Source organism: Hydrococcus rivularis NIES-593, assembly GCF_001904635.1.
GTDB classification, from domain to species: domain Bacteria; phylum Cyanobacteriota; class Cyanobacteriia; order Cyanobacteriales; family Microcystaceae; genus Hydrococcus; species Hydrococcus rivularis.
Window position 1 is genome coordinate 480153 of the sequence record NZ_MRCB01000001.1, and the last position, 18679, is coordinate 498831.

Here is an 18679-nt window from a genome sequence, read left to right on the forward strand (position 1 = left end):
AAATGACAAGTTAATCAAATCGCGTAAATAATAAAAAGGTTTTCTATGATTCGCATTTTGCTGGTAGACGACCAAAAGACGGTTCGAGAAGCGCTCAAAGCCAAGCTAGAGCTATCTCCAGATCTAGAGGTATGCGGCATCGCTAGCGATGGCTATGGTGCGATCGAGCAAGTTAAGGCTTTACAACCCGATCTCGTCCTCATCGACCTGGAGATGCCTGGTTTAGATGGAATCAGCGCTACGCAGATTATCCGCCAGAACTTTAAAGACGTTAAGGTTCTCGTTTTAAGCGTGCATGACAGTGACGAATCCGTTATTGTCGCCATGCGTGCCGGGGCGATGGGGTATCTCAACAAAACCATTTGCGATCGCGAACTCATCGAAGCAATCCGGTTTGCCCACAAAGGGTACGTTCAAATCGGGCCGGGACTGTTAGAAAAAATTATTGCTAGAGGAGGGGAATCCAGCTCCCAAACCCCTAAGACAATTTCTAACGAGACGTTAGACAGTACTAGAACTGCACGCCTGTCATTGGTGCCAGCGGCTGAAGCTGTCTCGACTTATGGGGGAATGACCGGGGCGACAATGACACTTGCCGAATCTCCTGCCTCTACCACAACCCTGGCGGAGCGGACAACCGCTTGGTCTGCTGATTTTCAGGCATTTTTGGATCGACCCTCCGCCTCTCTCCCTCGTCGTCTGATTGTCGGCGGCATCGCTTTCTGCCTTGTCTTTGGGATTATGGCTTGGTTTGGTCGAGTCGAGGAAGTAGGAAGAGCCACAGGACAGTTAGTGCCAAAAGGAGAAACCTATAAAGTCGAGCCGATTGAATCGGGCAAGGTCACTCGCATCGCCGTGAAAGAGGGCGATGTAGTAAAAGCCGGACAAGTCTTGGTCGAACTAGATACCGAGTTGGCAAAAAAAGAAGTCGAGCGGTTGGAGCAAATGCTGAGTGCCTATCAATTTGAAGGTCGGCAAAAGCAAGCTCTGCTCGATCGCGCGCTTCTAGAAGCTCAAACGCTAAAGGCGATCGCAACTGAAGACGCGCAAGAACAGCGTTTGGCGATCGCTCAAGCCAGAGAAAAAATCGCAACCAAGCGAAACTTACTGACTCAATTGAGTTTGGAAATAGCAGCCGTTCGGGCAAGAAAAAGCCAGATTAAACCCCTCTCCGCCGTAGCCAAAAGACGGCTCGTGCAACTGGACTTAGAAGAAGCAGCCCATCGGGAACGGCTAAAACGGCTCAGGGCAATGCAGAAAGAAGGGGCAGTCTCTCTCGAATATATCTTTCAAGCCGAACAGTCCCTGCGCCAAGTGCAGCAGCAGATCGGTCTCAGCCAGTTACAAGAGGTAGCCAGTACCGACGAACAACTGTTTCAAGCCGAACAGTCCCTGCGCGAACTCCAAGACCGCATGACACAAAGCCAAGGCGAACTCTCCGCCTCCCTCAAAGAAGCCCAGCGACTTGAGACAGAACTGAATCAGAAACAAGCCCAGGGGCGCAGAATGCTGCTAGAAGCCGAGCAACGCATTCAGCAACTCAAAGTTGAAAGCGCTCAGATCAAAGCCAAGATTGCCGAAACGAAGAATTTGCTAGCCAGCGAGCAAGCTAAGCTCAAACAGAGATTTTTCCGCGCCCCAGTCGATGGAGTCGTCTCGCGCTTAAATCTCAAAAACGCAGGCGAGGTGGTTCAGCCGGGAGAAGCGATCGCAGAAATTGCTCCTAGCGATGCACCGCTGGTTCTTTCAGCCGTTCTGCCCGATCGAGAAGCGGGTTTCGTCAAGAAAGGAATGCCAGTCAAAGTTAAATTCGATGCTTATCCCTTTCAGGATTACGGAATTATCTCCGGCAAAATCGTCTCCATTTCTTCCGATGCCGAACAAAACGAGCGACTGGGCACAGTCTATCGGGTGAAGGTGGAATTGGATCGCAATTATGTCAATGAGGGGAGACGAACCATCAGACTCAGGGCTGGTCAGACAGGCAGTGCCGATATTATCATTCGTCGCCGTCGCTTTGCAGACATTTTATTCGACCCAATCCGACAGTTGCAGCGCAGTGGCATCGATTTATAAAGCTGTGCGGGCACGGAAAGCTCGACCCCTACCAATTGGTATCACTTTACTTAGGAGTAGCCATTCCTATGAATTCCCAATTTTCTGACTCTCAGCCCAAATTAGATAAGGCGATGACAACCGAACAATTCAATCGAATTGTTGAAGCAATTCTCGCCGGAAAATATTCCTGGGCATGCGTTCTCATCTTGCGCTACGCGGGATACAACCCACTCCACTACATCCCCTATACTACCTATATCCGATTAGTTAAAGACAACCAGCAACAGGAGGCTCAAAACCGCAAGAGAAATCTCGAAACCAAAGCCGAAAGAAAATTTTCCCAAGGCGACTCCAGCCAACTTACCGATCTCGGTTATTTAGAGACGATTGAGGAGAAAAGTGGAACCATCCGAGGCGGCAATCGCTCCCGATGGGAAAACGAGCGACTAGAAGGTAACTGCTCGCTTGCCCAGAATTTATCCTGTACTTTCAAAAGGTGCTGCGAGGAATTTTTATCGCGAATTAGATCGACTGGTTTGACCTCGAACAAAATGAATCTAGTTAATAGCTCGGTATTGAAAAACTCAAAAGAATGAAAAAACTTTCTACCAAATTGGTAACACCCACCTAATTTTTCTCGGTATCGTAAGAATGTAAACCAAGTTGCTCCAAGCAATCGGTTAATCAAAAAGGAGAAACTCAATGATTATTTCTGACCTCAACTATTTAGAAATCGTTGACCAGGCAACTGGTATCGTCGGCGGCGGCGGCGTTCGTTTTGACAGCAACATCAGAAAGAGGAAAGATCTCGATGTCAGAAGCAGAATTGACATCGACAAGAGAGTCAACGCTCGCGCTAATTTTAATGGTAACTTTGCTTTCGTAGAAGGCGTTGCTGATGCCCAAGGTCGCGACACTTTCACCGAGATTGAAGGTGGCACTCAAACGGTGGAAAACCGCTCCTCCGAATCGTTCCTTGAATCTGCATCGATCAGCAGATAAGTCGGCAGACCTCAATTTACTCATCTGCGGCAATAAAAAATAACCTAACCTAGCTGTGTGGCTTATTTGGCATGAATTTGACAATCTTTACACAGCTAGGTTTATTTAGACTGAGATCTTGCACCTTTGGCATCAACGCCTAGAACTCAAGTTCTAGGCTCAAAGCTCAACTCGATTAAAATCGACTGAAATTCCTATCGAGTCTTCTTTAGAAGACTTTTGCGATCGCACGGGAAATGAATGACAACAACAGTTGTTGAGAACGGTGCAAAATCTCAGTTGAGACTCACTTAATGGAGAGTCGATTATTGCTGGAGGACGATATATTATGACCGACAGCGAGGCAAGCCAAAGGAAGATCGTTAATTTTTCGGGCGTATCCATTACTCCTGAAGAGATTGTGGATTTCCTGAAGCACGAGATGCTTCTCAAAGATCTTTGTCAGAAACTGGTGTCTCAAAAAATTATCGCTCAAGCCGCTCAAGACAGGGGCGTAACCGTTACGCCGGAAGAAATTCAAGCCGAGGCAAACGACATCCGTTACGAAAAGCGTTTAGAGAAAGCCTCAGACGCGCTTGCCTGGCTAACCGAGCAGATGATAACTACAGATGACTGGGAGACGGGAATTCGCACTCGCTTGCTCGCTCAAAAATTAGCCGAGCATCTATTTGATAAGGAAGTAGAAAAGTTTTTCGCTCAAAATCAGCTCGATTTTGAGCAGTTCGTTCTCTATCAAATTGTCGTTCCCTACGAGCAACTAGCCTGGGAAATCTATTATCGAGTTGAAGAAGAAGAAATCAGTTTTTACGAAGCGGCTCACCTCTACGATATTGACGAACGGCGCAGGAATTACTGCGGCTATGAAGGAAAGCTTTATCGCTGGAGTTTAAAACCCGATATTGCGGCAGTTGTAATGAGCAAACCTGTCGGAAATATTATCGGTCCGCTCAAAACAGATCAAGGATATCATCTGCTAATGGTAACGGAGTTTATTCCTGCCGAACTCAACTCTGCCAGCCGTCAGGAGATTATTGATAAGCTATTTGAAGAGTGGCTAGAGAGCGAGTTAAACTACCTGCTTAATCGCTAAGAGCGAGTTCGGTCGATCGCAAATGGTTAATCGGAATTACTTTGAATTAGACCTCAAAATGCGCCTTAACGTCGAAACAGCACTTAGGACGAGTAAAGCTAAACCGAAGCTAGCTTCGGGTACTGACACGGGCGGGTCGGCAACTGATGCGCTATTCATTTGACCTTGAATTAAAGTTAGATTAGTTGGGCGATTGAAGGAACGCTCAAACGAACCTCGAACCGAAATGGTGGCAAATTCTTCGTTTCCTCCAAAAGACGTCGTTTGCGAATTGTCGGTCAACGTGATGTTGTCGCTAATGTCAGAAAGCAGAAAATCGTTGGTGTCGCCTGGAGTTGATAAATTTCCGAGAACAAGGAAGTCATCTAAGACAGTTGCGTTATCGAGCAATAACAGAGAGATATCTCCAGCAGCCGTTGCACCTTCGGTTTGAGGATCTTGAATTGAGGTTTCGAGGTCTAATGAACTGGCGAAATCAAATGAAAAAGTTTCGCCTGCTTCTATGGCAAAGGTGCCGAGAACTTGAGCTTCGCTTTGCACTTCCCCTGAATAGTTCCTACCTTCGCCGAATGATAGACTAAAGGAGCTGCTCAAAGCAGATGGAGTCTGAGGTGGAAAAAATGCCAAGGAGCGAGCCGAGTTTCTCACGTCTCCGCCGGGAGGGGCGGCAGTCGTAAAACCGTTAGTATCGGCGAAAGTAGACGTTGTTTGCGGTTTGTGACTAAGATTGTTTAACTGGAATTGGGCTTCGGAATTGGCTAGAGTGGCAGCTAGAACTGGAGAAGATGCGATCGCCGTACTAGCGACTATCGAAGTGATGCTCAACAACGAACGATGAGCCGAGCCTAGCTTTTGTTCTAGTTTTATTTTCTCCATCGCTATTCAGTTTTAAAAGTGCTACAGATAGTTCGGCGATGAGCTAATCTTAATTTGTTGTTGATTTTGTTGACTCGATCGCGATTTTTTCTAAAAATACTACAAATAGTTTACCGTTCCTTGCTTGCCTATGCAACAGTCGCTCGCTCTATCGTTTGCAAAAATTATCAGAGAGCGTCAAGCTAGTCATTAGCGACAGAAATTTTCACCCATGCAACGATATTTCAAAGTGTTGTTTTTATTCTGGAGTACTGCGATCGCGGCGGAACTTGAATATCGTCTCAATTTTCTCATTGCTACCTTCAGCAGTCTCGCTAATTTGATCGGCAGTATTTTTGGATTATTTCTCTTCTATCGAACTGGCTACAATTTTCAGGGCTGGAATTGGCAAGAAGCTATGCTAGTTTTAGGAATCTTTACTCTCCTGCAAGGTTTTTCTGCTGCGTTTCTCGTTCCCAATCTCAATCGCATTGTCGAGCAAGTCGAACGCGGTACGCTAGATTTTGTCTTGCTCAAACCGATTAGCAGTCAGTTTTGGCTATCGACGCGAATGATTTCTCCGTGGGGATTTCCCGATCTCTTTTTTGGTACGATTATTATTCTCTATGCCGGAGGACGACTGAATTTATCTGTTTGGAATTATTTATTCAGTATCGTCCCGGTTTTATTCGGTTTAATTATCCTCTACAGCCTTTGGTTTATGCTGGGAGCAACCAGTATTTGGTTTGTCAAAATTTACAATGTCACCGAAGTCCTCAGAGGGTTGTTAGAAGCCGGTCGCTATCCGATGGTTGCCTATCCTGCTGCTTATCGCGTCTTCTTTACCTTTGTCGTTCCCGTTGCGTTTTTGACCACTATTCCAGCAGAGGCGATGCTGGGTCGCAGCGAGACCACCTGGGTGTTAGGATCTGGACTTCTAGCGCTTGTCCTGTTGCTAGCTTCTAAACTTTTCTGGCAATTTGCCTTGCGTTTTTACACCAGCGCTTCGAGTTAAAGTTAGTTTAAATCGGCAATTTTTGAATATCTTTGTTGCAACCGATTACCACCATCATCATTCCTTTGTATAACCTTTCGTGGGGTGCGGGATTTATCTTAAATTTCTCATCTTTTCCGACTGCTATTAAGTTCAAACCATAGCGATTGCGAAGTTGCAATTCTGCCAGAGTTTTCCCATCAAATTCTTGAGGAACGAATACTTCTACGATACTGTGTTCTGGATCTAGATCGAAACGTTCTAAAATCGCTGGTTTGGTTAAGCTATAAGCCAAGTCGCAACCTGCATCGTATTCGGGAAAGACGACGCGATCTGCCCCAACTCGTTTCAATAATTTGCCGTGGATTTCTGATGAAGCTTTAGCAACCACATAATTAACGCCACCTTCTTTAACATTTAACGTGGTAATGATGCTTTCTTGAATAAAGTTACCAATCGCAACGATTACTGTATCGAATTCAAAGATTCCTGCTTCTTTTAAGGCAGTCAGTTCGGTTGAATCCAGTTGAATGGCATTGACAACAATTTTTTCTGCGAGTACTTGAGAGACGATTTTTTCATCGCGATCGGTTCCCAAGACATCATATCCCATCTTACAAAGCGTCTGACAAACTGCCCGACCGAAACGTCCTAACCCAATTACGGCAAACTGGCGATTTTCTCGGCGCAGGTTACTTAAAAATTTGACCGATTTTTGATACATTTCCCCTTCTTGTTTCTGTTATCAATCTATTTTTATTTTCTGCATTTTCTAGAGACAGTTAACCGACTAGCAGATTCTCTTCTGGATATTGAATTACGCTAGGACGAGGATCTCCTATAATCGCTGCTATTAAGATTATAATCCCTACCCTTCCAATATACATGACGGCAACAATAACTAATTGGGATAAAGGAGAAAGGCTGGCAGTGATTCCCATAGATAATCCTACCGTTGCAAAAGCTGATATCACCTCAAACAAAATTGCTAGCGCGTTTAAATTGTTTTCAATATAAGAAATTATCAGCGTGGCAATAAAAATAGTTATTACCGAACCGAAAACCACAGCGATCGCTTTTAAAATTAGAGGATAAGGAACTTTTCTCTGATATAAAATTACTTCTTCATCCCCTCTTAAAACCGAGCGAGTACAACTGCTAATAACTCGTAGCGTAGTTGTTTTAATTCCGCCGCCCGTCCCGCTAGGACTAGCTCCAATAAACATCAAGATCATTGTGATGAATAATCCTTCAACTGTCATCTTGCCGATATCGACGGTATTAAAACCAGCCGTTCTGCTTGTAACAGACTGGAACCAGGCAGCTAACAATTTTTCTTGAAGATTTAAATCCACAAAAGTACCATCATTTCTAAGTTCTGCGAAAAACAATGTTATCGTTCCCAATCCTAAAAGGATTATTGTCGTACTAACAACAACTTTCAAGTTCAAAGAAAAAACAAATCTCGCTTTTTTTCTTTGACATTTTTCTGTTAGCCAGGAATAGAGTTCTATAATAACTTGATAGCCAATTCCTCCAAAAATAATTAACCCCGTAATCGTTAAGTTAATAATGGGGGAAGAACGGTATCCAATTAAACTATCCTTGAACAAACTAAATCCTGCATTGTTCCAAGCACTGACGCTGTGAAAAATTGAAAGCCATAGTCCTTGCTCTAACCCATAATCTCTGGAAAATGGATAAAGCATTAAAAAGATGCCCGTAATTTCAAAAATTAGCGTCATAGCTATAATCGAACGAATTAAATTTTGACTGCCTAGTATAAAAGGTCGATCGAAAGATTCCTGAATAGCAAATCGTTGTTGGAGATCGAATTTTCGCCCAATTAATAGCATTAAGAAAGTAGTAATGGTCATATAACCCAAGCCGCCTACTTGGGCTAGTAGCAGAATAATTAGCTGCCCCCAGAAAGAAAAATAGGTTCCCGTATCGACGACGGCTAATCCTGTAACGCAGACGGCAGAAGTAGCGGTAAATAGAGCAACAATGGGGTTATTCCAACTCCCATCGCTAGTAGAAAAGGGAAAGATGAGCAACAAGGTTCCTACGGTAATAACAGCAAGAAATCCAAGGCAAATTGTCCGAGAAATCGTCATGCAATCTTAAAGTGTCAGTCAAATTTGGAAGGATTCCAGAGATAATATGGGGCAGAAAAATACAGTTTTTAATATTTTCTCTGAGAGAGTTTTTCCTATCTAAGTTCTATATACTAGAACTTTTATCGATCCATAATCCTACTAAGTTAACTCTATTAAGATATGGACGCAAGCAAAATTTTAGCCAAATTAGCCTCAAAACAGCGATCGCTAATTGAATAGAAGGTAGACGCGATATTCTGGTAGTACGAGGAGAGCTTAGCGATTCAATCGCAAGTAAAAGATCTGCTTTTCGATAGAATCGATGGGAAAGAAGGCTACGATCGCACGATTAAGCGACCGCAACAAAATAATTTTCCAGTTTCTAGGTTGACTATCTCTAGTTCCACGTCATCTCCCAAATCGACTTGCAATTGGGTCAGAGAGATCGGGAACAATTTTGGCAGAACGTTTATCTCAATAGGATGAAGGCGCAAAATCTGATGATTGACGAGTTCTAAGCCCGCACGAATAGTAGCGGGCTGTTCGTTTCCCAGGGCATCGACAATTGTTCCATGCAAAACAAGCTTATCGGCATTAAGGATAACTTTGTGCCAGCTAAGGCGATACTTCTCTAGAATAGTAGTAGGTTGAGGTTGCCCGCTCAGTTCGAGCAACATCGAGAGCAGATCGGTAAAGGCATTTGATAAAAGGGAGGATGAGAGGGAGGCATTTAAGTCTGCTTCCTCCAAATGAATTTCGCCCGTAACTTTTACGGGTTCTAATAATTGGAGGGGCTTACCTTTAAGCACTTGAGCGATATTGATGCGAATATTTTCGCCTTCTAAGCGTACTCGACTCAGGTGCAAGCCTTGATAAACGGCACGAGTGCTGTTTAGAGAGACATTGGGAATATAACCGCTTAAAATGTGGCGATTGCGTCCCGATATTTGAAACTGAAGGTCTTCTACAGAGTCGACTTGCGATCGCAACCATAGCCGCAATGCCGGAGAAAGAATCTTACTTATAATTTCACTTTTCTGACTCATTGATATCCTCTCGACTGAGGTCAGGTATTTATATGTCTATTCCTTCTTGTAAGATTTGTACAAGATTAATCAAGAATGAAGTATAGGAAAGTTTAATTTTTAGAATCTAGCATTTTAAATTTTCTTCTAATGGCAGAACGAGTACAAAAAATTTTATCCCAGTGGGGAATCGCCTCGCGTCGCCAAGCAGAACAAATGATTCTCGCCGGACGAGTGCGACTCAATGGAGAGATTGTATCATTAGGTTCCAAAGCCGATCCCCATCGAGATCGACTAGAAGTAGACGGCAAAGCGATTCAACCTGCCAATCGCCCCGAACTGATTTATATTCTGCTCAATAAACCCATCGGTGTTCTATCCACTTGCTATGATCCCCAGCATCGACCTACCGTTCTCGACTTACTCGCCGAAGACCTCCGCCAAGGTCGAGGAATTCATCCAGTAGGGAGACTCGATAGCAATTCGACAGGCGCTTTACTTCTCACCAACGATGGCAATCTGACGCTAAGCTTAACCCATCCCCGCTACCATCTGCCTAAAACCTATCAGGTTTGGATCGACGGACATCCATCCGAGTCCGTTTTGCAAAAATGGCGAGACGGGATAATGCTGATGGGGAAAAAAACCTTACCCGCACGAGTTGAAGTACTCAAACATCGCGATCGGCAAACGTTGTTAGAAGTTATTTTGGTAGAAGGAAGAAACCGACAGATTCGCCGGATCGTTCGACAGTTAGGTTTTGAAGTCCTTAAACTCCATCGCACCGCTATTGGTTCGATTCAACTCAATCGACCCAAACTGCATAGCGGTCGCTATCGATTTTTAGACGACAATGAAATCCATTTTTTAAAAAATCGCGTCAATTTAGTAACGGCGACGAACATTTAATGGCGGGGAACTTGTTGCCTGCCCGCGTTCTCAAAAGAAGCTGCACCGATTCAGTCATTATGTTTGCCAAGTTTAAAAAAAAGTCACCTCCAAAAACGCCCCAGCAAGAACGACAAGAAAAACTTGCCCAAATCGGTTCTCAACTGGCTCAAATTCGGACTGAGAAAGGGATATCTCTCAAGTTAATCGAGACAAAGACTCAAATTCCAGTTCGTCTGCTGCATGCGATCGAGACGGGCGATTTGAATTCATTGCCCGAACCCGTTTATATTCGAGGGTTAATCAAGCAATTTGCCGATGCTTTGGGATTAGACGGGACTGAAATTGCTAATACTTTTCCGATCGATTTAAACCTCGAACGGAGAAACTCGCGCTTTAGATTGCGGTTGCCTAGTTGGCAATTTCAATTACGTCCTTTTCATCTTTATTTTCTTTACATCTTGTTAGTCGTTTTGGCAGTGAGAGGGATTGCCAACGTTCTCAGACAATCCGCGCCAGAAATCGCGATCGCACCTCAACCAGTCGCTCAGCCTTCTCCGACTACTAAAACCACACCAAAAGTCACCAAACCCGCCCCAGCGCCTAAAAAACCCCAGACAAAACCTGTTGTTGTCGATCTTAAAATCAACGAGTTGAGCTGGCTAGAAATCAGAGCTGACGGCAAGAGAGTGTTTCAAGGAAATCTCCCAAAAGGAACTCAGCGTACCTGGACGGCTAACCAGCAAATAATAGTCCGTGCTGGCAATGCAGGCGGCGTTCTAGTAAAGTTTAATGACGAACCCCCCAAACTGCTCGGACAACTCGGACAGGTGCAGACAGTCACTTATCAAGCTAAACCCGCGCCAGCTAACCGCTAGTCGCTCTTGAAAATGAAGGGGAGACTGGGGGACTGGGAGACATACTTCCGAATTCCGACTTCTGCCTAAAAGCCTTCTGCCTTCACTTCCGAGTTCCGAATTCCGACTTCCGACTTCTAATAATTGGTTACTAAAAGAGCGATCTCGGCTCAAAGTAGCCTTGGCAAAACAAATCCCAACGCCAATAAAATCCCGCTAACAAAGTGAAGATTGACGGCGAGAAATTTACAGGTTCTAACTATTTCGGGGTTATCGTGATGCTGTTGGACGTGCCGTACCAATCGATTTGCCAAGGGCAGACTGCCAAAAATTAATAACGTCGAGACCGGAAAGACTCTCAAGAGGACAAAAAGAACGGTAAATGCAAAAAGACTTGCCGTTGACCAGGCTAATACCTGAGATCCCCTTGCCGTTCCCATGCGAACGATCGGCGATCGCTTTCCGGCGGCTAAATCGTCCTCAACTTGGTGGAAATGCGAGCAGAAAAGGATAATCGAGGTACTCAAACCGATGATAGCGGAAGCGGCTAAACCCATGAGAGAGAATGTTTTCGCTTGGGAATAATAAGCGGCTGCGATCGCCAGCGGACCAAAGGTGACAAAGCAAATAATTTCTCCGAGTCCTTGATATCCCAATCGGAAAGGCGGCCCTTGGTAGCTGTATCCCAAAGCGCAACAAAGCAGAACGATTCCTAAAACCATCCCGTCTTGCTGCAACCAAGCAATGGAGATAATACCCAAAATGCCCAATCCTAGCAGGAGATTGCTTATCCAGAAGACTAAAGTTTTGTTTCCCGTTAAATTAACGACCGATTCAGCTTTATTTTTATCGATCCCCGTCTCCGAGTCAAAAACATCGTTACTCAGATTTAACCAGGCAATAATTAAGATGGCTGCCCCTAAAAATGCGAAAAAGATTTCCTGGTGAAAGCGGTTGGTTTCGGCAAATGCTACTGCCGTTCCCATCGTAATTGGAATGATGGCCACGCTATACATGGGAGGTTTGATAGCAGCTAGCCATAGCTTCCGACGAGATTTGTCAATGTAACTTGTTGTAGCCATTAGACACAATTAAAGACAACGATCCTAAAACTCAGTTATGATTTTTAATTGTGCGTACCGAGGAAAGGAAAATTCGTTCTCTGTCTGAAGTCTGACTGGAGCGCCTTTCTTAGGTACTATAGTGAAGGACAGTTTGGCGACTCGTCTACCCTCAGAGACTGTAAAGCTTGACTGTCTGGCTCTAGCCGAAGTTCGGGGAGGCACGATAGCAGAAAAAACACGACGGTTTAATATTCCAGACATACCATTAATTCTGGTTTGAGAAAAAACAAATTATAAATAAATTTACGATGTCTGCTGCTGTCCCAGTCATCCCTTTTCGTGCTAGTCATTTATCTACTAACGAGAGAGAACTCCAACAATTTCTCTTAGGGCTTCAAGAGAAATCGCCTAGAAAATACAAAACACAAATTGTCAGTTTTTCGCTCCAACTCGATCCCATCGACCCCCTATCGGTTTTAGCGGCGATCGCGCGATCGGATCGCACGCATTTTTATTGGGAAAATGCTGCCCGAGAAGAGGCAATTTTAGGGTTTGAAGTGGCTAAGTCTTTTTCCATCAATTCGGGCGATCGCTTTGCCAAATCTCAGAAATTTATTGAAGAGTGCCTGGATCGAACCGTTCGGATCGGAGACCTTTGCTTGCCCGGTTCTGGTCCTTATTTATTTTGTAGTTTTACTTTCTTTGAGTCCCAGCAAAATGACCCTTCTCCTTTCCCTCGCGCAACCGTTATTCTGCCTTCTTATCAAATAGTTAGACAAAAACAAAATTGCACTTTAGTTATTAATTTAGCCATCGATTGCGATACAGAACTGCAAGATTTATTAAGAGCCATTCAGAATAAAATCAAAGCTTTTATTCAGTCAGCTAACAATCTCGCTCCCAATCGTTCGAGCGATCGAAATCAGGTAATTAAGCAAGAAGTAACCTTTCAATCGCTTGAGAATTTTAGATCGTCCGTTGCCTCTGCTCTGAAATCTATTCAAGAAAAGCAATTTAGTAAAATTGTTTTAGCTCATGCCCTAGATGTTACTTCTGATGCGCCTTTTCAAGTCGTAGAATCTTTAAATAATTTACGCCAAACCTATCCAGATTGCTATGTTTTCTCCCTCGCTAACGGAAGAGGACATCATTTTATTGGAGCGAGTCCCGAACGTTTGCTTAGCGTCCGGGATGGAGAATTAATTACTGATGCTTTAGCTGGATCGGCACCAAGGGGAAAAAATGCGATTGAAGACGATCGTTTTGCCAAAAAACTTTTGAGGAGCGAAAAAGAAAAAAGAGAACACAAAGCCGTTACTGAATTTATTGCCGAACGTCTTTCCCAACTGGGATTAAAACCCCAGCGATCGCCGCTTAAGCTGCTTAAATTATCCAATATTCAGCATTTGTGGACACCAATTTATGCCAAACTCCCTTCTAATATTCATCCCCTAGAAATTGTCGCTAAACTTCATCCAACTCCAGCGGTTGCAGGCGTTCCTACAGAAATTGCCTGCGAACAAATTCGCCAATATGAAAGCTTCAATCGCGGTCTTTACGCAGCGCCTATTGGCTGGATAAATTACCAAGGAAATGGAGAATTTATCGTAGGAATTCGTTCGGCATCGATTGAAAAAAAACGGGCGCGTTTATACGCTGGTGCGGGAATCGTTTCGGGGTCTGACCCCGATAAAGAAATGGCTGAAATTCAACTCAAATTTCAAGCATTACTTAAAGCTTTGCTTTGACTACTCCCCTGGCTGAAGTTTTCCCGCCGTCCCTTCGCGAGAAGAGCGATAGACAAACGTGGCTGTACGGTTTGCGTTTTTCTTTGAAATCGGCAATAATAAAAGATTAAGGAATTTGTACTTTTGTATAGTATAATGAAAATCGACCAGAAAAAACACTTTTAAAACGCGAGGCAAAAGAGTAGCTTGTGAGTCGGCATCAAGAGTTGTTATCTGACCCAAGTTCGGAAAATGGAATCATAAGGCGTTACGACGCAGAAGCGATCGCAAAATACTATCGCATCCGACCTTGGCTTTACATCTGGCGCACCCTAACTGTAGTCTGGGTTTTTGGAACTTTTTTCTTCAGTCTTTTGTGGGATAAATGGACGAATCGAACTGAAAAAAACAAGCAAAAACGCGCTAGCCAACTCCGCCAACTCCTCACCCATCTCGGACCTACCTTTATCAAAGTCGGACAAGCCCTCTCCACCCGACCCGACCTAATTCGTAAAGATTTTCTCGACGAACTAATTAAGTTACAAGACCAACTGCCGCCTTTTGATAATCAAATCGCCTTTGCTATTATCGAATCCGAACTCAATTGCTCTGTAGATGAAGCCTATCGAGAAATTTCACCGCATCCAGTGGCAGCGGCAAGTTTGGGTCAAGTTTACCGTGCCGTTCTCCATACGGGAGAAGAAGTAGCCGTCAAAGTTCAGCGACCCAATCTGCGGCCGATGCTTGCTCTCGATCTCTTTCTGATGCGCTGTGCCGCCCAAAGATTCGGACGCTGGTTGCCGCTTAACCTAGGACACGATCTAACCCTGATTGTAGATGAATTTGGCGCCAAGTTATTTGAAGAAATCGACTATGTAAACGAAGGGCATAACGCCGAGAAATTTGCGACTAATTTCCGCAACGATCCAGAGGTCAAAGTTCCGGCGATCTACTGGCAATACAGCAGCCATAAGGTATTGACCCTAGAGTGGATTAACGGCTACAAACTAACCGATACGGAAAAGATTCGCTCAGCAGGGATCGATCCCAACGAAATCGTAAAAATCGGCGTGACTTCTGGGTTGCGTCAACTCTTAGAACACGGTTTCTTCCACGCCGATCCCCATCCGGGTAACTTGTTTGCTACTCCCGACGGTCGCATGGCATATATCGACTTCGGGATGATGGATCAGTTGGAGGAAGAAGCAAAGGAAACCATTGCCAGTGCAGTCGTTCAACTGATTAACCAAGATTACGAGGCACTCGCAGAGGATTTTGTCAAATTAGGCTTCCTAACGCCCGATACGGACATCAAACCCATTATTCCTGCCTTAGAAAAGGTGTGGGGCAATGCAATCGGGCAAAGCGTGGGGAATTTCAACTTTAAAACCATTACCGATGAGTTTTCAGAGTTGATGTACGATTATCCTTTCCGCGTTCCTGCTAAATTTGCCCTGATTATTCGGTCTTTGATTACCCAAGAAGGACTCGCTCTCAGTCTCGATCCCAATTTTAAGATCGTCGAAGTTGCCTATCCTTACGTGGCACGACGGTTGTTGAGGGGGGAATCGCCGCAACTGCGGCGACGTTTGCTAGAAGTTTTGTTCAAGGATGGGAAATTCCAGTGGCAGCGTCTGGAAAATATGATCGCGATCGCGCGTTCCGATAAGAAATTTGACTTATTGCCAACTGCCCAGCTTGGATTGCAATATCTGATCTCAGACGAGGGTCGTTATTTGCGCCGTCAGTTGCTCCTTGCCCTGACAGAAGACGATCGCCTGCATACCGAAGAAGTACAGCGTCTGTGGGTTTTAATTAAAGACGAGATCAACCCCCAACAGTTATGGCAAGCTGCTTTAAATACCTTCCGGGAACTGTCTGTTTCGGGTGTGGCGGCATTGGTTCCCACGGTCAACACTTTAAGGTAAATTGTCGATTGGTTAGTGGTTATCAATTATTGGTTGATGTAGAAAGGCGATGTATAGCCTCTCTATCATTTACTAATAGCAAACAACAAACAAACAACCTATGTACTATTACTTACCGGAACCGCCTTATTTTTTGATATTCTTTGGATTATTTGCCGGAATTACTTCTGGATTGGCTTTTGAAGCATCATTAAAACAAATCGTCCAAGAATGGTCGAAAACAGGAATGTCTGAAACGCTCAAACAGGCGCAAGGATTCAAGTTACAATTGCCTTTTTTGGCAATGTCTGTAGGCATCTGCGTGTTTTTAGCGTCGGGTTTGGAAGTGTTTCTGTTCGATCGCTGGCTTACCTATGCGATCGCGCTTCCCGTGACGATTTTTATTGCCGCTTTGGTATGGATTCAACTCGGTAAACTGTTAAAACAGTTACAGCAAGGGGGATCGAAGGCGATCGATCTAGATGCTTTTTAAGCGCTCGGAGAGAAAAATTGAAATTGCGGATCGCGTTCCCCCTGATGTGCATTCGTCGAATTAACTCCATCTAAACAAGACAAAAGACTGGATTTAATGTCAGTCTTTTTTTTTGCGAACGAATAAGCACTTCTCAAGGAAATTATTTAGTATTATTTATTGTGGATCGTCGCCAAATAATTAACGGCTCGATTGAAGAATTATGAACGTTAAATCCCTTGACAGAATTCCTTGGCTATCTCTGGTCATACTTTGGCTGGCTTACGCCTTACTGGGGTGGTATTTATCGGCTCACCATATTATTTGGCTAGTAGGCGCTTTTGTTGCACTTGTATCGTTAGCTGTGGCTTGGAAAAGCAATCCGCTGTTAAAACGTTTGCTCGATCTCAGTTCTCAAGGTTTGGTTGTGGTCGTAATTGCGAGTGTAATTGTCAGTATATTAGTGACTTTGGCAATAATATGGAATACAGCTTTTAATCTTATTGTTATTCCTTTTGTCGCTACGGTTTTAGCTCAAGTCGAATCAAGTTTTTCTGGCTGGAGTAAACCACAAACGTTTTTAGTCTTAACCTTTGTTGCCGGATTTGGATTAATAGTTGGCGAAATCGTAGATTTGACGATTTTTTCTCATAACGTTCGCTGATATCTACATTTTTTTCCTTTTCCTTTTTAAAATTTGCTTTTTATGTTGATTTATAACTGTGTTGTCTTATTAAAAATTGTTTCATTCTAGATAGATTTTTCTATTTTGTTTGGCTAGTGCCAGCTCTTAGGATATAGACTAAAAGCGTAGGGATTAAGGAGAGAAAAAATGGCAGTCAAACTCATCCCTGATATTGAAAGTGTTGTTGAAGATCTTGGCGTTCCCGGAATTGCTGCGATCGTTCTCCTGCCCGTTCTCGTTCCAGTTGTGGCAGGCGTAGGCAAACCGATAGCTAAAGCCACTATCAAAGGAGGAATTCTCCTTTATGAAAGAGGCAAGGGAGTAATTGCCGAAGTCGGCGAAACCCTCGAAGATCTTATCGCAGAAGCTAAAGCCGAACTCGCCGAGGCAGGAACCGAAGAAGTTCAAGCAACTGAAACTGAAGCCGCAGCAAGCTAGTCAAGTTTTGGCTATGAAAAAGTTCGTTGCTTGTGGGAGAATAAAAAGCAATGTAAAACTCAAGGTCTGACTTGATACTGGAGTTTAGATAGAAAGATCTCTAGCCTAAGCTCCAGCGCTCGCATTTAAGCGATCTTATTGCTGCCAAAAAGGGAGTGACAGGCATGAATAATCTAGTTAAAGAAGGGAAAAACACCTATATCGTTCGAGCTCCACCTCCTAGCAGTCCCGATATTATGCCTTCAATTTACTGGATTGAGCTAGCAGAAGGTTTTTTGGTGGAGTGGCTGTGGACGTATTTACCAGACGGCAATCGGGTAGTTACCGATTATAATATTATACCCCCCCCCGCGAGCGATCGTAAAAAAGTTGATGGCGACGTTTGAGAAACGCGATCGCTTCGGCAGAAGATAAGTACATTTGCGCTACATTGCCGATGCTTAGCAACCAACGAGTTTCCAGTTGGGAGAGTACCCAATTTTCCTTTGGGTGAAAGGGAAGAATCTGCCAATTGCCGTTGACAGTCAATTCACAAGTAAATCCCAAATTTCTTGCCTGACTAACGACAGGTTCGCTCATGGAGAATTAGGAAACAAAAATATAGCTGACCTGCGTTTATCCTATCCTGTTTGAGGGCAGCAAGCATCTGAAAGCAAACCCGTCACATCGGAAAAGCCAACGATCCATTTTGGATTTTGGATTGGTGATTAGGGAATTTTCTCCCCACTTTCCTTTGTCCCTCTTGTTCCCCAGTCTCCCCTTGCCTCCCACACTCCCCACACCCCCATCTCCAATCATCTCTAATCCAGTTCTCGCCTTCCTTCTAAAGCTCTTGCCAGAGTAACTTCATCGGCATATTCTAAATCGCCCCCCATGGGCAAACCAAAAGCAATTCTCGTGACTTTCGTAAATGGTCTAAGAAGCTGACCGACATAAAGGGTTGTCGTCTCTCCCTCAACGCTTGGGCTAATTGCCAAAATGATTTCTTTTACTTTCTCGCGATCGACTCGCTGCACCAAAGGGGTAATATTAAGCTGTTCGGGACCGATGCCGTCCATGGGAGAGATGACTCCTCCTAGCACGTGATACTTGCCGCTATACTCTCGCGTTTTTTCGATGGCAATCACGTCGCGAGAGTCTGCCACTACGCAGATAGTGCTACTGTCCCGATTGGGATTGCGGCAGATTTCGCAGATGGGTTCGGCTGAGAGATGAAAGCAAACTTGACATAAGCCGACTTGCTTTTTTGCCTCGATTATAGCGCTAGCTAATGCTTGCACTTCGGCTTCGGAGCGCTTGAGAATATGCAGTGCCAGTCGCTGGGCGGTTTTTGGTCCTACACCGGGCAAACGTTGCAGTTGTTCGATCAGGCGAGCTAGGGGAGGTGTATAAATAGCGAGTGCGTCTCCAAATTTAGTCCTTTTTAGTCTTTTCTTATTATAGAAAGCGATCGCGCGCGATCGCTGACAACAAAAAGCGCTCTCGATCGAAAGAGCGCCTATCAATTATGATTATAAC

The 18679-nt window shown here is 44.4% G+C and carries 20 protein-coding genes; 13 read left to right on the plus strand and 7 right to left on the minus strand.

Annotation, left to right across the window (positions count from 1 at the left end; translation table 11 throughout):
• The first annotated feature begins 45 nt into the window (after positions 1–45).
• From NIES593_RS02185 to NIES593_RS02200, 4 genes are all read left to right on the plus strand, one after another.
• On the plus strand, positions 46–2076 hold the full coding sequence (locus tag NIES593_RS02185; protein ID WP_083602276.1) for a response regulator: 2031 nt from the start codon (positions 46–48) through the stop codon (positions 2074–2076).
• Between the two features lie 68 nt (positions 2077–2144).
• Positions 2145–2654 carry a HetP family heterocyst commitment protein gene (locus NIES593_RS02190; protein WP_073597995.1) on the plus strand — a complete coding sequence of 170 codons (510 nt, stop codon included), beginning with the start codon at positions 2145–2147 and terminating at the stop codon, positions 2652–2654.
• A gap of 106 nt (positions 2655–2760) precedes the next feature.
• Positions 2761–3060: a hypothetical protein gene (locus NIES593_RS02195; protein ID WP_073597996.1), complete on the plus strand. Its 300-nt coding sequence runs from the start codon at positions 2761–2763 to the stop codon at positions 3058–3060.
• A gap of 328 nt (positions 3061–3388) precedes the next feature.
• Positions 3389–4150: a peptidylprolyl isomerase gene (locus NIES593_RS02200; RefSeq protein WP_073597997.1), complete on the plus strand. Its 762-nt coding sequence runs from the start codon at positions 3389–3391 to the stop codon at positions 4148–4150.
• 36 nt (positions 4151–4186) lie between these two features.
• On the opposite strand, the gene NIES593_RS02205 is transcribed toward NIES593_RS02200, so the two are convergent.
• Positions 4187–5026: a hypothetical protein gene (locus NIES593_RS02205; protein WP_073597998.1), complete on the minus strand. Its 840-nt coding sequence runs from the start codon at positions 5024–5026 to the stop codon at positions 4187–4189.
• 211 nt (positions 5027–5237) lie between these two features.
• Between NIES593_RS02205 and NIES593_RS02210 the strand changes: the two genes are divergently transcribed.
• Positions 5238–6020 carry an ABC transporter permease gene (locus tag NIES593_RS02210; RefSeq protein ID WP_073597999.1) on the plus strand — a complete coding sequence of 261 codons (783 nt, stop codon included), beginning with the start codon at positions 5238–5240 and terminating at the stop codon, positions 6018–6020.
• Between the two features lie 7 nt (positions 6021–6027).
• Here the strand turns inward: NIES593_RS02210 and NIES593_RS02215 are convergent, their stop codons facing one another.
• The 3 genes from NIES593_RS02215 to NIES593_RS02225 all read right to left on the minus strand — a co-directional run bounded on the left by NIES593_RS02215 (position 6028) and on the right by NIES593_RS02225 (position 9144).
• The gene (locus NIES593_RS02215; RefSeq protein ID WP_073598000.1) at positions 6028–6723 is read right to left on the minus strand and encodes a potassium channel family protein; all 696 of its coding nucleotides are present in this window, start codon (positions 6721–6723) and stop codon (positions 6028–6030) included.
• A gap of 58 nt (positions 6724–6781) precedes the next feature.
• Entirely contained in the window at positions 6782–8116 is a 1335-nt protein-coding gene (locus NIES593_RS02220; RefSeq protein WP_073598001.1) for a TrkH family potassium uptake protein, read from the minus strand.
• Between the two features lie 317 nt (positions 8117–8433).
• The gene (locus tag NIES593_RS02225) at positions 8434–9144 is read right to left on the minus strand and encodes an LmeA family phospholipid-binding protein (RefSeq protein ID WP_083602277.1); all 711 of its coding nucleotides are present in this window, start codon (positions 9142–9144) and stop codon (positions 8434–8436) included.
• 129 nt (positions 9145–9273) lie between these two features.
• Between NIES593_RS02225 and NIES593_RS02230 the strand changes: the two genes are divergently transcribed.
• Both NIES593_RS02230 and NIES593_RS02235 read left to right on the plus strand, forming a co-directional pair.
• A complete protein-coding gene (locus NIES593_RS02230) occupies positions 9274–10032 on the plus strand; it encodes a pseudouridine synthase (RefSeq protein WP_073598003.1) in 759 nt (252 codons plus the stop codon).
• Positions 10032–10889: a helix-turn-helix domain-containing protein gene (locus NIES593_RS02235; RefSeq protein WP_245817234.1), complete on the plus strand. Its 858-nt coding sequence runs from the start codon at positions 10032–10034 to the stop codon at positions 10887–10889. Before NIES593_RS02230 ends, NIES593_RS02235 begins: the two co-directional genes overlap by 1 nt.
• Before the next feature lie 149 nt (positions 10890–11038).
• On the opposite strand, the gene menA is transcribed toward NIES593_RS02235, so the two are convergent.
• The gene (gene menA, locus NIES593_RS02240; RefSeq protein ID WP_073598004.1) at positions 11039–11950 is read right to left on the minus strand and encodes a 2-carboxy-1,4-naphthoquinone phytyltransferase; all 912 of its coding nucleotides are present in this window, start codon (positions 11948–11950) and stop codon (positions 11039–11041) included.
• A gap of 290 nt (positions 11951–12240) precedes the next feature.
• On the opposite strand from menA, the gene NIES593_RS02245 reads away from it, so the two are divergent.
• From NIES593_RS02245 to NIES593_RS23130, 6 genes are all read left to right on the plus strand, one after another.
• Positions 12241–13680 (plus strand): isochorismate synthase, encoded by a 1440-nt coding sequence (locus tag NIES593_RS02245; RefSeq protein ID WP_073598005.1) that lies wholly within the window; start codon positions 12241–12243, stop codon positions 13678–13680.
• Positions 13681–13868: 188 nt separating this feature from the next.
• Positions 13869–15587: an ABC1 kinase family protein gene (locus tag NIES593_RS02250; RefSeq protein ID WP_073598006.1), complete on the plus strand. Its 1719-nt coding sequence runs from the start codon at positions 13869–13871 to the stop codon at positions 15585–15587.
• Between the two features lie 100 nt (positions 15588–15687).
• A complete protein-coding gene (locus tag NIES593_RS02255; protein WP_073598007.1) occupies positions 15688–16059 on the plus strand; it encodes a hypothetical protein in 372 nt (123 codons plus the stop codon).
• Positions 16060–16261: 202 nt separating this feature from the next.
• Positions 16262–16702: a hypothetical protein gene (locus tag NIES593_RS02260; protein WP_073598008.1), complete on the plus strand. Its 441-nt coding sequence runs from the start codon at positions 16262–16264 to the stop codon at positions 16700–16702.
• 168 nt (positions 16703–16870) lie between these two features.
• The gene (locus tag NIES593_RS02265) at positions 16871–17161 is read left to right on the plus strand and encodes a DUF5132 domain-containing protein (RefSeq protein ID WP_073598009.1); all 291 of its coding nucleotides are present in this window, start codon (positions 16871–16873) and stop codon (positions 17159–17161) included.
• 164 nt (positions 17162–17325) lie between these two features.
• On the plus strand, positions 17326–17547 hold the full coding sequence (locus NIES593_RS23130) for a hypothetical protein (protein WP_083602281.1): 222 nt from the start codon (positions 17326–17328) through the stop codon (positions 17545–17547).
• Here the strand turns inward: NIES593_RS23130 and NIES593_RS23380 are convergent.
• Both NIES593_RS23380 and recR read right to left on the minus strand, forming a co-directional pair.
• Positions 17498–17740: a hypothetical protein gene (locus tag NIES593_RS23380; protein ID WP_073598010.1), complete on the minus strand. Its 243-nt coding sequence runs from the start codon at positions 17738–17740 to the stop codon at positions 17498–17500. The two genes, NIES593_RS23130 and NIES593_RS23380, sit on opposite strands and share 50 nt — an antisense overlap.
• Before the next feature lie 221 nt (positions 17741–17961).
• Positions 17962–18555 (minus strand): recombination mediator RecR, encoded by a 594-nt coding sequence (recR, locus tag NIES593_RS02280; RefSeq protein WP_015141940.1) that lies wholly within the window; start codon positions 18553–18555, stop codon positions 17962–17964.
• Positions 18556–18679 lie beyond the last annotated feature (124 nt).